This window comes from Psychrobacter namhaensis, assembly GCF_016107545.1.
In the GTDB taxonomy this organism is placed as follows: Bacteria; Pseudomonadota; Gammaproteobacteria; order Pseudomonadales; family Moraxellaceae; genus Psychrobacter; species Psychrobacter namhaensis.
The window spans coordinates 1-15,782 of sequence record NZ_JABASS010000023.1 but is presented as its reverse complement, the minus strand read 5'-3'; the positions used below and the strand labels follow the sequence as shown (position 1 = coordinate 15,782).

Here is a 15,782-nt window from a genome sequence, read left to right as displayed (position 1 = left end):
TCGTAACGCATAAAAATACCCCATAAGTTGTGTCCAACTTATGGGGGTCAGTTCACATTAGGTGGTTTTCTTTATTTTAATACTTTAAGCAGTTTTAAAGAATTTACTTACTTCTCTAAATACTGAATCTTACCTTCCACCCCATCCCACTTTTCCGCTTCTGGCAGTTGCTCTTTCATCTCGGTGATGTTGGGCCATTTTTGTGCCAGCTCTTCATTTAGCTGGGTAAACACCTCTTGTCCTTTTGGCACTTCATCTTCTGAGAAGATGGCATTGGCCGGACATTCAGGCTCACATAGTGCGCAGTCGATGCACTCATCAGGGTCGATGACGAGGAAGTTTGGGCCTTCATAAAAGCAGTCCACAGGACAGACTTCCACACAGTCGGTGTATTTGCAAAGAATGCAGTTATCTGTAACGACAAAGGTCATAGTGAGGTCTACCTGTTATTGATTTGGCTTATGGCTAAATATAGTGGGTGCACTTTAACACTGATATCGTATGCTGGGATAAATTTTTGACGCCTTTGAGTGACGAAGTCGCACAGCAAGCGAAGAAAACTTATCCCAGCGGCACAGGGCTATTAACGTATCAATGTTACTTTGTACTGACTATAGAATAGACTGAAAATAAAGCGTATTTTAGCGCCTTTACGGCTATTTGACAATTCCCTTTACTGACTGATGATTTTCTTTAGATGATACAGTAAGTCATGCGCTTGCTTAGGCGTTAAGCTATCAGGATCAATTGCACTAAGCTCATCTTGTAAGCTAAACAGCTGATTTTGCTGTGGAATGTCAGTCATGTTTTGTGTTTCATTAACATGGCTGACATTGGCTTCTGCTGACTCATGGTGCTTTGCATGTTGGCGTTTATCGTTTACTGACTTAGCTAAGTCATTTTTGTCATCAAGAGGTACTGGCGTCTCCACATGTAGCGTGGGCGCTGTTAGACTGTCTCGCTTTAAGTTATCTACCTCTAAGTGAGTATCTAAGTAACGCTTGGCATCATCTAAAACCTGAGCCGGGATACCGGCCATCTTTGCCACGTGTAGTCCAAAACTGGAGCTGGCAGCGCCCTCTTTAATTTGATGCAGGAGTAGCAACTGGCCATCGATTTCACTGGCGGCGACATGCACGTTACGAATGCTGCTTTGGCTATTTTTAGCAGGCTCCGCCAATTGCGTCAGCTCAAAATAGTGAGTGGCAAATAACGTCAGGCAGCCAATCTCTAGCAATCGATTGACACAGGCATGGGCGATTGCCAAGCCATCAGTGGTGGCCGTACCGCGCCCAACCTCATCCATTAGTACCAGCGATTTATTGGTGGCTTGATTGAGAATATTAGCCGTCTCAATCATCTCCACCATAAAGGTCGATTTGCCACCAGCCAAATCATCGGCTGAGCCAATACGCGTAAAGATGCGATCGATATCGCCGATACGAGCCTGCACGGCTGGGACAAAACTGCCGCAATGGGCGAGCAAAACGATAAGCGCCGTTTGGCGCATATAGGTCGATTTGCCGCCCATATTAGGGCCGGTAATCAACAGCAGGCGCTCAGGATGTTCACTACTGCCCAATTCGCAATCATTGGCAACGAAATGATTGGCTTGCCGCGTGTGACTGTGATTGTCAGTGTTCGTTGGCTTTAACGCGGCTTCAACGACGACATGACGGCCTTGTTTGATATCGATACTGGTGTGACTGTCTTTCTTTACATGACTACTGTTTTCTAAGTGATCGTTTTCTAAGTGATTGGTTTCTAAGTCACTATTGCCCTTTGCATTATTGTCCTTTGCATCACTGCCCATCACTGGACGTTGCCAATGGTAATTTATAGCCAGCTGTGCCCAATTGCTTAATACGTCTATTTGGGCGATAGCCGCGCTTAGCTGTTGCAATTCTGCCAAATGGCTACTGAGCTTAGTTAATAGCGCTTGGTACAACTCTTTTTCACGAGTCAATGCTAAGGTTTGCGCGCTCAGATACTCTGTCTCAACGTTTTTTAGCTCATCGGTGATAAAGCGCTCGCTACTTTTAAGCGTTTGTCGGCGGATAAAATGAGCAGGCGCGTTTTTTGCCTGCATCTTAGGCAATTCAAAATAAAAACCGCTGACTTTATTAAAGCCAACTTTGAGACTGGGCAGTTGATTGTCTTGACGCGCCCGCTCTACCATTTCATCTAGAGTGACTTGGATATTGTCATGGAGATGGGTCAGGCGATCAAATTCTTTGTCAAAACCGGCGGCTATCATGCCACCATCACGAATATGCGCGGGCGGCTCGATGACAATGGCACGCTCAATCAATTCGGCGACGGACTGTACGACCGGTAGCTGGGCGGGCAGTTGCTGCATTAGCATTGATAATAAACCTGCATCTTCATGGCTAATGCCTGCGTCCGTCAGTAGGGTAGCGAGATCGGCGCTACTTTTGATGCCGTCAGCAAGCTTACGCAAATCGCGAGGTTTGGCGCTCATCAGGCCGATACGACTACTGATACGCTCGATATCGCCAATGGTATTTAGCGTCTCTCGCAAACTTGTGACAAGTCGGTTATCAGTCATCCTTGGATCAGAGGGGCTGGACGGATTGGCTGTATTTAGTAAGCTGGCTACCGCGTCTAAACGCATATTGATACGGTCATGCTGCCGCAGTGGGCGCTTCATTTGCTGCACGAGTAAGCGTCGTCCCATCGGAGTTTGACAGTGATTGAGTACAGATATTAATGAGGTGCCAGTGCTACTGACAGGTGTAAACAGCTCAAGGTTCTGCTGACTACCCGCATCGATAATTAAGTAGTCATCGCTGTGCTCGACGATGAGCTGGTTGACTTGCGGCACATGACGCTGCTGGGTTTGCCGCGCATAATGTATCAGTGCTGCACAGCTAGATTGAGCCAGTGGGTTATCTGCAACCCCCAAACCATCAAGGCGCTGCACCTCAAATTGCTGGCAAAGTGTCGTGGTCGCATGCTCACGATGAAAGTCGTTGGCCGCGACTTCGATAATTGGACAGTCAAGGTTTTGCCGTAACCACAGCATCCAGTCTTCGCCAGCTTTTTCACTGAGCGCTTCGCTAATGATACATTCACTAGGGGCGAAGCGTGCGAGCACCGTCAGCATTTGGGTTTGTAACCCTTCCATGTCACCGTGATTGGCATGTAGCGTTTGTGTGGTGAGCGTGCCAGCGGCCAAATCCATCTGGCTAATAGCAGCGTGCAAAGGCTGCTTGCCAGTAGATTTTGTGGGAATGGAGAGGTCGATGGCGACCACGGTTGGGGTGTGGTTGGGCGCAATTAAGGCGTCATCGGTGATCGTTCCTGCTGTCAGGGTTTTAACCACTTCTCGGCGCATGATGGTAGGCTTGCTTTTATCCTTCTTTTGTTTGCTGCCCATATTAGGAAGGCTGGATGCGCTGTCAGCTGTACTGTTAGTCGCTGACTCATCGATTTGCTCACACACCACCACCGTTTGCCCAGCCGCAATCAATCTTGCCATATAGCTATCGGCTGCATGAAATGGCACACCTGCCATGGCAATCGTGTTACCGGCTTTATCAGTGCCACGGCGGGTCAAGGTGATATCTAATATCTGGGCTGCGCGCTTAGCATCATCAAAAAACAGCTCATAAAAATCGCCCATCCGGTACAGCAGTAGCGCTTGTGGATAGTTGGCTTTCATGGTTAGATATTGCACCATCATCGGCGTATGGTCGGCCAAGTGATAAACGGCATCGCCTATCACTAGTCGGTCAGCGGATAATGGGGCAGTAGTGTCTTGTTTTGATACCGCGTATTTTGCTGGCGCAGGTTTTGAGAGAGTAGGGGGTTGAGCAGCGGGCTTAACGGACATGCAGGATCTCTTATGATTAAATGGGTTTACGGGCGGCGCAATGGTTATTTTTATAAGAATAAATAGCGGGTGAGAATTGGTCACTTACTCCGCTTAAAGGGTCAATGAAAACGCTTGAAAGATTCAGCCTATAAACACTATTTTAACACGTCCGGTTGCGTTTTTACGTCGGCAAATATCTGGCCTTTGCCCTTGTATCCATCAGCGTCATAACCATATATAATGACGGCACACTTAATTGGGCGATACTTCATTAGGCGACACTGTATAGTCGGTTCACTTGAAAAAGCTAAGAGTTCTGCTGGTATGAATTTTGAGGCATCTGTCACGCTTGCGAACAGCGAGCGAGACAGATTTATACCCATAGAACACCATTAACGGATGTACCACCTTTATTCTGAGCTGACTATATTAGGCAGTACCTCACTAAATGGTACTGTGCTGGATGATGACAAGGCGGCGAGCTAAGCGTTGGCGAATGCGCACTAATTATCGAATATTTCCATAGGTCAAAAAATTATGTTATCAAAGATTGTAGGCAGTGTTGTTGGCACGAAAAATGACCGCGAACTAAAGCGCATGCGCAAAGTGGTCAGCAAGATCAACGCACGAGAGGCTGAGATACAAGCCCTATCTGATGAGCAATTACAACAAAAAACGGCAGAGTTTAAGGCGCGCCACCAAAACGGTGAAAGCTTAGATGCCTTATTACCAGAAGCGTTTGCAGTCTGCCGCGAAGCATCGCTACGAGTCAATGGTATGCGTCACTATGATGTGCAGCTGATCGGTGGTATCACCTTGCACGAAGGCAAAATCGCTGAGATGAAGACTGGTGAGGGTAAAACCTTGATGGGCACCTTGGCCATGTATCTCAATGCGATCAGCGATAAAGGCGTCCATCTGGTCACGGTCAACGATTATTTGGCCGCGCGTGATGCCGAGTTAAACCGTCCATTATTTAACTTTTTGGGCATGTCCGTTGGGGTGATTTATTCACAGCAGCCGCCACAAGAGAAGATCAATGCGTATCGAGCCGATATTACTTACGGTACGAACAACGAATACGGTTTTGACTACCTACGCGATAACATGGTCTTTAGTCTGAGCGAAAAAAAGCAGCGCCCGCTGAACTTCTGTATCATTGATGAAATTGACTCTATCTTAATTGATGAGGCACGTACGCCACTGATTATCTCGGGTCAAGCCGAAGATTCGTCACGTATGTACGCCCTGATTAATACCATTATCCCTGTGCTCAAACGTTCAAAAGACGAAGAAGCCAATAAGAATAATGAAGAAGAAGACTTCTGGATTGATGAAAAAAATCGTCAGATTGAGATTAGCGAAAAAGGCTATGAAAAAATTGAGCGCTTCTTAATCGAAGTGGGCGAGCTGGGTGAAAACGAAAGCTTGTATAGCCCAAGCCGCTTACCCTTACTGGCTCACGTGCAAGCTGCCATTCGCGCCCATCATGTGTTTGTCAAAAACGTTCATTATATCGTTGATGATGGTGAAGTGGTCATCGTTGATGAAAACACCGGTCGTACCATGCCGGGCCGCCGCTGGTCTGAAGGGCTGCATCAAGCGATGGAAGCCAAAGAAAACGTCGAGATTCAAGCAGAAAACCAAACGCTGGCCACAACGACTTTCCAGAACTACTTCCGTCTGTATGACAAATTGTCTGGCATGACGGGGACTGCGGATACCGAAGCGGCAGAATTTAAATCAACCTATGACTTAGATGTCATCGTGATTCCAACGCATGAGCCGATTGCTCGTATCGATATGGATGACCAGATTTTCTTAACGAAGCTAGGCAAATACAAAGGTATCATACGCGAGATTAAAGAAATCCAAGCCAAAGGTGCGCCAGTACTGGTCGGTACCGCGACCATTGAGGCCAGTGAAGAGCTGTCCTACTTGCTCGATCAAGAAGGCGTCAAGCACAATGTATTGAACGCCAAACAGCATGAGCGTGAAGCAGAAATCATCGCGCAGGCGGGCAGTCCAAAGTCGGTCACGATCGCGACCAACATGGCGGGCCGTGGTACCGATATTATATTGGGCGGTAATTGGCAGTCGTTTATCGAAGATATTGATGCGGTCAGTCCCGAAGAAATGCAGCGTCTAAAAGCGCAGTGGCAAGTCAAGCATGATCAAGTGGTGGCGGCTGGTGGTTTGCATATCATTGGTTCTGAGCGTCATGAGTCGCGCCGCATCGATAACCAGTTACGTGGTCGTGCGGGTCGCCAAGGTGACCCTGGTATGTCACGCTTCTTTTTATCGCTTGAAGATGACTTGATGCGTATTTTCGCAGGCGATCGCGTGGTTAATATGATGCGTGCCATGGGGCTAAAAGAAGACGAAGCCATTGAGCACAAAATGGTGTCCAAATCGATTGAAAACGCGCAAGGTAAAGTTGAGAGTCGCGATTTCGATGCCCGTAAAAATCTACTAAAATATGATGACGTGGCCAATGAGCAGCGTAAAGTTATCTATAGTCAGCGTGATGACTTACTGGCAGAGATGGATCTGTTAGAGGCCATCGAAGTGATGCATCATGAAGTCTATAACGCTCTGATTAGTCAGTTTATTCCGCCAGGCTCTATCGATGACCAGTGGAATGTCGATGGTTTAGAAGATGAGCTTGAGGATGAGTTTAAGATATCGATGCCAATCAACGATTGGCTAGATGAAGATCGCCGCTTGGATGAAGAAGGATTACGCGCCAAAATCATTCAAACCGCGCTAGATCGTTATCACAGTCGTCGTGAGCAGATGGGCGAAAAAGATGCTGCCCAACTTGAGCGTCACTTTATGCTCCAAAGCCTAGACAAGCATTGGAAAGAGCATTTAACGCAAATGGATCAGCTGCGTAAAGGGATTCATTTGCGCGGCTATGCGCAGAAAAACCCAGAGCAAGAATATAAGCGAGAGTCGTTTGAGTTATTCCAAATGATGCTTGGCGCCATTAAATCTGAGACGGTGCAAGACCTATCACGTGTGCATATCCCAACCAAAGAAGAGCTAGAAGCGTTAGAAGCCCAGCAACGTGAGAATGCAGCGCAGATGCAAATGCAGTTCGAACACAATGAGGTGGATAATTTAGACAGTGCCTCGGCCGATAAAGCAGAAAAACAGACACAAGACCGCACGCTGGCAGGCAGCGCGGCGGCCGCTGTGAGTGGCGCTATGGCCGGTAATGGCAGCAGTGCTAGTGAGTCAAATCCTTACGCTGGTATGAATATCAGTCGCAACGCGCCTTGTCCTTGTGGATCAGGACTTAAGTATAAGCAGTGCCATGGTAAAATCTAATACCTAGCTCATCACTCGTGAGTAGCGGCGATGAACTGGTGAAATCTACCAAAGGTTATACTTGTTTGCCTAGCAACCCAAGTTTTTAAAATTGGCGTAAAGATTGCAAAGCAGATATGGTGAGTAGGTAATCAAAAGTCCTTATCTAAAATAGATAGGGGCTTTTTTTGTGAATGGACTAAAGGATTAGGGCGCTTCTTAATGAGCAAAAAATCTGCTATTTTAAAGTTATGGAGCGCTTTGTAGCGATTACTTACAAATTCAACATAGGCGTGCATTTATGGACACGCTATAGTATTTAGCATATTTACTTTGGAGAGTGTTATGAATTTAGAATTATTAAAACAACGCCGCACCTCTATTGCCTTAACGGGTTTGCTGGCTGGCGCACTAACCATCAGCGCCTGTCAACAGCAGCAAGAGCCAGAGCCAAGCTTAGAGGACAGCATCAGTGCAGAGCAATCAGTACCCATGTCTGCGGATCCTGCAGAACCTAGTGATGTATTGGTCAATAGTGAAGACGCGACCGTTAATGAAGTAGAAAGCGACACCATTGCTTCTATTAATGGGGGCGTAAGTCAGATTACTTATTTATGTGCCCCTGAGCTTACGGTCAAAGCCACTTATAAAGATGCTGGGAAGCAAGTCATCATTGATACCGATAAAGGCACAGCCACGTTAGTTAAGACCAACGATGCGACCAACCCTGAAGTCTTTAAAGCAGAAACTGCCATTGATGGTGGCGAAGGTTTTGTACAATGGCGCGTCGCCCATGACGACCGGGAAACAGGTGTGATGCGTACGGCAGGCGTGGATACAGCAGACATAAGCACTTATGAGTGTAAGAAAACAGAAGAAGATTCGATATAAGCTAAGTTTGTTACAGCACTGAATAAGAATAAAAAAGCAACGTTCGCGTTGCTTTTTTAATGGTAGGGGCTTGGCGGTAGTGGTGCAAAACCCGAGTCTTACTTGTTATAAGTATTCCCAGTCTCATGTTCTAAAAACCCTTCTTCTTTAACATCAAGCTCTTCATGCTGAAGCGACACTTGGATACTATCCGTATGGGTGTGCGTGCTTTTACTAATATCAATTTCTTGCACGGCATAAGTATCTTTTGTAACGGTTGCCACTTGGCGTGAGACTACTATCTCAATAGGCGCCTCACCGATCTCAACTTGCTTATCATTAACAGTGATGACCGCTTTGCTATCTAACGCTGGTTCAACATGACGTAACACGTCTTTTTCATCGTAATTTCCAGAGAGTAAGTCTTGGCTCTCGGCATCATGAAACTCGGTGCGTACAGTGATGTATTCTTCTACCAGCTCAATCGGTACGTCAATAGTCTTGGTGCGAGTGTGCTTTGTTACGGTGACTTTGCCCACGTCCAAACGTTCTTTATTGACCACAGGACGCTCTTCTAGTAGCTCTAGGTGGCCGATTTGCCCGGTATTATTTTCCTCATTTTTTTGTTGAAGGCGGGACTGGTGATCGGTGTCTGGCTTATCCTGGGAATTGTCTAACTTGTGCTCAGGCAGATTATTAATATTGTCGGTTGTCATTGTGATCTCCTTATTATTATCAAATGTTGAAAAGTACTTTCCATACATCTTTCTTGTTGTTTGACGTGTTTACGTCTTATAAGTGCTGATGATCGCAGTCTTGTAAATAAGCGCAATATAGAGAAGCATAAAAAAGACCAGAGACGTGCTCTGGCCTTAATCACTGAATAAAAATCCAGCTGCTTATGACAGTCACATAGTTCTATTTTTTTGTAGAATAGTGCTACAAAATATGTGACAAATTAGCTGATTACATACCACGAGCGCGGCGCACGTCTTCAGCAGTGATGCCATCACGGTCTACAATGTTGCCTTCGCGGTCAACAACATTACCATCACGGTCAACATCTAACTCTTCACGCTGAATGGTTTCAACGATTGTTTCAGTGTGACGCTCAGAGGTCTTACCAACGCTGACTTCTTCAGAGACATACGTCTCTTTGCCAACACGGGCACGTTCGGCTTCTAGCTGAACTTCGACCGTGTCATCAACACCGCCATCACCAATGCGACGATCGGTCGGACGATCTACGTTGGTACGTTGAATGTTCGCATGCTCTTCTTCTAGCTCAACATCGACGTTACGCTCTTCAGTGATAACGTGCTTACCCACTTTTACTAGGCCAGCCACGATACGATCTTTATTGACTGTTAAACGTTCTTCTAATAGCTCTAGCGTGTTTGGCGCATCATAGGCGTGATCTTCAATGTCCATACGTTCTGCTGCTGGAACAGTATCGGCAGTAAATGCTTGGCGATCTTTTTCGTACTGTTCTTTATAGCTGTACTGATAATCGTGATCATACTCTTCCATGGCTTCAACTTGTGATTTGGTCAAGCTATCAAAGAATACATCATCGCCAACAATACGGGCCAAACCAGCTGGTACTAGCACTTCTTTTGAACTGAACCAACCGCCAGCATCAACGATCAAATAGCGAATGCGGCCAGTTGTGTCTTCTACCAACGCGCCTTCGATTTTACCGATTTTTTCTTCGTTAACGCCGTAAGCGGTTTTGTGAGTTGGGTCATAATAGTCATCACCAATAAGGTCACGGTGAGTGGCTTGAATATCTTTTAAACGGATTAGTTGGCTCATTATTGTCTTCCTTTTTTATGAGTTAATGTTTAATAGTTATATTTTTAAATATTAAAACTTCTAAGAGTAAATTGCTTCATTACAAAAATTTCTATAAAACGAAAATTGATGTAAAACGATGTCAGTAGTTGGCTAGCTAGTTTGCGCCTAGCCGCTACCTCAACTTGTAATTATCGTAACATCATGATTTTGGATGAGATATATGAGCAAGGTAGCAAAGTGTGGGCTTGCAGTAATTGCGTGTAATAGGCTGTAAGTGTGGCACCCCACCTAGGGGGATAAGTTAACGTACCTTTACATAACGCAATGTTCTACCTGCATGAAGATGAGACAAACACAAAAAAACCGCAGGGCAATAAGCGCTGCGGTTTTCAAAAAAGAAGTAAGAAAATAAGTAAACGTTTTAAACGTCGTAAAACTTTATACTAAGCGAATTGATACGGTTATTCGCAGTTTTGATTTTGGAATAAGTTTTAACGCTAACCACGTTTAGGGCAATTTAAGTTTAAGGTAATTCAATGGCTACGGCCACAGCTTCGCCGCCACCGATACAAAGCGTCGCCACGCCTTTTTTGCCACCTGTACGTTTGAGCGAGTTAATAAGTGTAATGAGGATACGGGCACCAGAACAGCCTACTGGATGACCCAGCGCACATGCGCCGCCTTCGACGTTTACTTTAGCATGCTCAATTTTTAGCTCGTCCATAGCAGCCATGGTAACCATCGCAAAGGCTTCATTGATTTCCCATAAATCGACATCAGCCACTGACCAGCCAGCGCCAGCTAAGACTTTTTCAATTGCCCCGATCGGTGCAATAGTGAACTCGCTTGGGTGGCGTGAGTTTGAAGCAGTAGCAACGATGCGGGCTTGATAATCAAGACCTTCCGCTTTTGCCTGCGACTCTTTCATGACCACGACAGCAGCAGCGCCATCTGAGATTGAGCTGGCGTTTGCCGCTGTGATCGTACCGTCTTTTGCGAATGCTGGACGCAGAGTTGGGATGCGCTCAGCATTGGCAAGGGCAGGTTGCTCATCGGTATCGACCGTTTGCTCGCCTTTACGCGTCTTAAACGTCACGGGCTCGATCTCGTCTTTGAAGTGGTCATCTTTAATCGCTGTGAGCGCGCGATTTAGCGATTCGATAGCAAACTCATCCATCTGCTCACGCGTATAGCCTTTTTCGTCGGCCATCTCTTGAGCGAATTTGCCCATGAGCTTACCCGTTTCAGCATCCTCTAAGCCATCTAAAAACATATGATCTTTGACTTCTTGATGACCCATACGATAGCCACCACGCGCGCCTGGCATGATGTAAGGGGCATTGGTCATTGATTCCATGCCGCCCGCCACTGCCACATCGAAGCTACCCGCTTTGATACCGTCATGGGCTTGCATCACTGCTTTTAGACCAGAGCCGCACAGCTTATTGATGGTCACGGCACCAGTTGCATCAGATAGACCCGCTTTACGCATTGCTTGACGGGCAGGGCCTTGGCCTAAGCCTGCAGTTAAGATACAGCCCATGATGACTTCATCAATGTTGTCAGTACTAACGCCTGAGCGTGCGACAGCAGCTTTAATGGCCGCAGCACCAAGCTCTGTCGCGCTCATGTCTTTTAACGCGCCTTGGAAGCCGCCCATTGGGGTACGGGCACCGTTTAAAATTACAATTGCATCATTTGACATCGTTATTATTCCCTTTTACGTATTTTAAATGAAAGTGTTTTACTGATAGTAAAAACAAGTGCTTATGAACTGTCACGTAACTACTAACTAACCACTGTTTCGCTTGTTAAGTGACGGGTCTGCTAAGTATCTGACTTATGCAAGCTCATCTAAGCGAATGCGTACTACTTTATCAGTAATGGTGTCTAATTTTTCAATTTTTTCGATGGCGAGGTTCATCTGACTCTCAACCACAGGTAGCGTCAAGATAATCACTGGTACTTGGCCTACTTTGTGCGCAGGCTTTTGTAAAATCGCATCGATATTGATCCCTGCATCGCTTAGGATACGAGTGATATCAGCCAATACGCCAGGGCTATCATAAGCATGTACACGCAAATAATAACCAGTAATCATCTGCTCAGCCCGTAATATCGGGGTGTCTGATAGCTGTTCAGGGATGAACGCCAGATGCGGGACGTGATGACCATGGTTGTTTTGAACGCTGTTGCTTTGCTCGTCGTTATCCTTGCTACCCAGCACGCGAACCAAGTCCATGACATCAGCCATCACAGCCGAAGCGGTCGCGCCAGCTCCCGCACCATCACCACAATAGAGCGTCTGCCCAAGCGGATGCGAGTTGACTAGCACAGCGTTTTTTACACCGTTGACATTGGCCAATAACGCATCTTGTGGAATAAGTGTTGGATGTACACGTAGCTCAACACCCGCATCGTCAGCATTGCCTTGACCATCACGGCGTACCGCAAAGCCTAAGTGTTTGATACGGTAGCCAAGCTCTTCAGCATAGTTCACATCTTGCAAGGTGATACCCGTGATCCCTTCACAGTAAACTTTGTCAAACTGCAAAGGAATACCAAAGGCGATAGAGGCGAGTAGGGCCAATTTGTGCGCGGCATCAATACCCTCAACATCGAACGTTGGATCTGCTTCTGCATAACCCAGCTCTTGCGCCTCAGACAGTACATCGGCAAACGGGCGACCTTTGTCACGCATTTCGGTCATGATGAAATTGCCAGTACCGTTAATAATACCTGCCAGCCAATCGATTTTATTGGCAGCCAGCGCTTCACGCATCACTTTGATAATCGGAATGCCGCCTGCCACAGCTGCTTCATAAGCGACATGGACGTTGTGGGCTTCAGCGAAAGCAAAAATCTCATTGCCATGCTCAGCCAACAGCGCTTTGTTTGCGGTCACCACATGCTTACCGTTTTTGATGGCATGCATGATGAGGTCTTTGGCCAAGGTAGTACCGCCAATCACTTCGATCACGATATCGACATTATCGCTTGCCGCAATGGCCATCAAATCGCTGTTTTGCATGATGTTTGAATCAATATCATCGCGTTGACGACGCGTACCCACTTCGGTAATGATAATATCGCGTCCGCTACGGCGTTTTAGCTCATCTAAATTGTCATTGATTAGGTTGATCACACCCGTGCCGACGGTGCCCAGACCAAGTATCGCTAGTTTGATGGAATTGCTCACAGTATCCTCAAAAGGTTAAATATAATGAAGCCACTATAAAACTGTTATGGGTCAAATTCACTTGCGGTGCTAAGCGTACTAGTTGCGCGCATATTGACAGTAGCAGTTTTACTTCTGTTTCATTATAGTTGAATAAAAAGTGCTCAAATAAAAGTGTGCTGCTGATTTTTCATAGCGCTTTATCCTATCATACCGACAAGCAGTTGTGACGTCTACACAATGTCGCCATGTTCACAGATACCAATAAGGTATCAAGTCATAGAGCAACCCTTTAGTCAGCACCGACCGCTTGAGCCAACTGCGCCGCGGGGAGATAGCCACCCACTTGTTGTCCTGCTTCCGTAAAGATAGCAGGGGTACCACGCACACCCAGTCTTGCCCCTAACGCCATGTGCTCTTGGACAGGAGTGGCGCAGTTAGGCGCTTGTACATTGGCGCCCATTTTTGCCTGATCCATGGCGGCATTGCGATCCTGACTGCACCAGATGGCTTCCATTTTTGGAACGGACTCTTGACTGCGTGGCCACGCCAAATAACGTACTTCGATACCGCGCGCATTGATATCCGCCATCTCTTCATGCAATTTACGACAGTAGCCACAGTCTGCATCAGTAAAGGCATAAACCACCGATTTAGTCACGCCTTTCGCCGGATAAATGATCATCTCTTTTTTATCCACCGCTTTTAGGGCTTCTTGCGCGGTACTGGCAACCAGTGCAGCACTGATATCAACTGGGGCTGCTTCGCCCACCGCGATGATTTGACCCTGAATAATATGTTTACCAGACGTGTCAGTGAAAAAAGACGGCAGTCCTTCAGCCGTTACCCAATAAATACCCTCCATATCCGTTGGCACCGCTGATACGATGTTTTCTTCGATGCCAGAAGCGTTTAAATTTGCTTGTAACGCTTTTACCACTTCAGGGTCACTATCAGCTGACGTTTTAGCAGCACTGACCTTGGTTTCTGTACTATTGACGACACTGGTGTTGTTGGTTGCGTCCGCTGCATTATTTGAGCAGCCAGCGGCCACAACCACGAGCAACGCGCCCATCATAAAACGAGATAAACGGCTGCGCGAAAAAATGTTTTTTGTTACGGGGGATGACATAGGGGTGTCCTGTAGGCGGCTGCCTAAATATGAATTCGTTTTTTAGAAAAAAGGGTATATGGTTCTACATAATAAGGCGTATGGATGGTGTTTTAAAGGGTTAATTTTGCAGGGCTTTCTATCATTTATTGACTAAAAAAGATAAGAGGGGGTGTCATCTATATTAGCATATTTATCATAAATAACCGCTACAGGTGAGTCGTCTAGATGGGTAAATAGATAGAGTCATCTTAGGGGTGGAGCGTCATAGAACAGATGCATTAGTTGTCACACTGATAACCATATGCTACTGGTAACTATTTCTCTAGCGTGTGCTTATAAAATCGTTCGATGGGATAAAACACTTGTTCCAGCAGCAGGTTACTCCTTATCAAGCGCTTTGATGATAGCGATATTAATAAGCACAAACTCAAAAGACAAGATACATTTGTACTATTTAATATCATCGTCTGCCTAGGTAGGCTACTGCTAATCACCTTTTAAAATTATTTATTTTAACAAATTAAACGTACGCTAAGGAGCACACATGGCAGGTGCCAGTTTATTACTATTGCTTGATGACATAAGTCTATTGATGGATGATGTGTCTGTTATGACTAAAGTCGCGGCAAAAAAAACAGCGGGTTTGGTAGGAGACGACTTGGCACTTAATGCTGAGCAGGTGACTGGTGTGAAGCCAAGTCGTGAACTGCCTGTTATCTGGGCAGTCGCCAAAGGCTCGGCCGTTAATAAGGTGATTTTAGTGCCAGCGGCGCTCTTGATCAGCTATTTTATACCGTGGTTGATCACCCCGCTGCTGATGATAGGAGGGCTGTATCTGAGTTATGAAGGGGCTGAAAAGGTCATTCATAAATTTTGGCCGACGCTACTGCCGCATGATGAAGAGCAAAATGCCCATCGCAAAGCCAATGCCGATGAAACCGTAGATTTGGTGGCTTTTGAAAAGGATAAAATTAAAGGCGCGATACGGACAGACTTTATTCTGTCAGCTGAAATTATTGTCATCTCTTTAGGCGCGGTCACAGCTGCTGGTGGCGATATTGTCCAAAAAGGTATCGTGCTCTCGATAGTGGCTGCTGTGGTGACGGTCGGTATTTACGGCTTGGTTGCAGGCATTGTCAAGATTGATGATGCAGGTCTGCATCTGATTGAGAAATCACAAGCAGGTGACAGCAAACACAAGTTTGGCGAGTTTATGCTCGCGGCCGCGCCCAAGCTTATGAAGTTTTTATCGATAGCGGGCACGATTGCGATGTTCTTAGTTGGCGGCGGTATTATCGTACACGGTATCGGCTTTTTGCATTATGGCGTAGAAGACATTGCCCATCTCACTGGGGTGTTTGAAGGTTTGACCGCGACGTTATTAAATGGACTGGTTGGGCTGATTATCGGTGCTATTGTGGTGGCGATTGTTACGACCATTGGTAAAGTGCGTGGTAAGGATGACAAAGCGTCTTCTGCACACTAATTTACCAATCCTACTATCTGATTGTCACTTTGCTTTCTTGATCGATGAGATGATTGTTTAAATAAGCGCTATTCATTAATTTTCACAGTAAAGAAAGCTTAAAATAAAAAAGCCCCAAAGTTGCTGTCAACTTGAACTGACCCCCAAAACTTGGACGGTTTAGTTTAACCCAAGGACTGAGTTCTGT

10 protein-coding genes are annotated in these 15,782 nt (G+C 46.1%); 3 read left to right on the top strand and 7 right to left on the bottom strand.

Going from position 1 to position 15,782, the window contains the following annotated elements; all coding sequences use genetic code 11:
• Nucleotides 1-107: 107 nt before the first annotated feature.
• Both fdxA and mutS read right to left on the bottom strand, forming a co-directional pair.
• Complete coding sequence (gene fdxA / locus JFC06_RS11905; RefSeq protein ID WP_193005376.1) at nucleotides 108-431, bottom strand: ferredoxin FdxA; 324 nt, start codon at nucleotides 429-431, stop codon at nucleotides 108-110.
• A gap of 242 nt (nucleotides 432-673) precedes the next feature.
• The gene (gene mutS, locus JFC06_RS11900; RefSeq protein ID WP_198335210.1) at nucleotides 674-3,856 is read right to left on the bottom strand and encodes a DNA mismatch repair protein MutS; all 3,183 of its coding nucleotides are present in this window, start codon (nucleotides 3,854-3,856) and stop codon (nucleotides 674-676) included.
• Nucleotides 3,857-4,375: 519 nt separating this feature from the next.
• Between mutS and secA the strand changes: the two genes are divergently transcribed.
• Together secA and JFC06_RS11890 are read left to right on the top strand one after the other, a co-directional pair.
• Entirely contained in the window at nucleotides 4,376-7,171 is a 2,796-nt protein-coding gene (gene secA / locus JFC06_RS11895; protein WP_198335209.1) for a preprotein translocase subunit SecA, read from the top strand.
• A 324-nt stretch (nucleotides 7,172-7,495) separates the two neighbouring features.
• Nucleotides 7,496-8,041: a hypothetical protein gene (locus JFC06_RS11890; protein ID WP_198335208.1), complete on the top strand. Its 546-nt coding sequence runs from the start codon at nucleotides 7,496-7,498 to the stop codon at nucleotides 8,039-8,041.
• A 98-nt stretch (nucleotides 8,042-8,139) separates the two neighbouring features.
• On the opposite strand, the gene JFC06_RS11885 is transcribed toward JFC06_RS11890, so the two are convergent.
• From JFC06_RS11885 to JFC06_RS11865, 5 genes are all read right to left on the bottom strand, one after another.
• Nucleotides 8,140-8,736 (bottom strand): YsnF/AvaK domain-containing protein, encoded by a 597-nt coding sequence (locus JFC06_RS11885; RefSeq protein WP_198335207.1) that lies wholly within the window; start codon nucleotides 8,734-8,736, stop codon nucleotides 8,140-8,142.
• A gap of 250 nt (nucleotides 8,737-8,986) precedes the next feature.
• Nucleotides 8,987-9,835 carry a DUF2382 domain-containing protein gene (locus JFC06_RS11880; RefSeq protein WP_198335206.1) on the bottom strand — a complete coding sequence of 283 codons (849 nt, stop codon included), beginning with the start codon at nucleotides 9,833-9,835 and terminating at the stop codon, nucleotides 8,987-8,989.
• A gap of 505 nt (nucleotides 9,836-10,340) precedes the next feature.
• Nucleotides 10,341-11,522, bottom strand: coding sequence for a thiolase family protein (locus JFC06_RS11875; protein ID WP_198335205.1), 1,182 nt, complete (start codon nucleotides 11,520-11,522; stop codon nucleotides 10,341-10,343).
• A gap of 135 nt (nucleotides 11,523-11,657) precedes the next feature.
• On the bottom strand, nucleotides 11,658-13,016 hold the full coding sequence (locus JFC06_RS11870; RefSeq protein WP_193005383.1) for a homoserine dehydrogenase: 1,359 nt from the start codon (nucleotides 13,014-13,016) through the stop codon (nucleotides 11,658-11,660).
• Nucleotides 13,017-13,287: 271 nt separating this feature from the next.
• Nucleotides 13,288-14,127, bottom strand: a complete 840-nt coding sequence (locus tag JFC06_RS11865) for a DsbC family protein (RefSeq protein ID WP_198335204.1) — start codon at nucleotides 14,125-14,127, stop codon at nucleotides 13,288-13,290.
• 526 nt (nucleotides 14,128-14,653) lie between these two features.
• Here JFC06_RS11865 and JFC06_RS11860 point away from each other — a divergent pair.
• On the top strand, nucleotides 14,654-15,595 hold the full coding sequence (locus JFC06_RS11860) for a DUF808 domain-containing protein (RefSeq protein WP_198335203.1): 942 nt from the start codon (nucleotides 14,654-14,656) through the stop codon (nucleotides 15,593-15,595).
• Nucleotides 15,596-15,782: the final 187 nt, after the last annotated feature.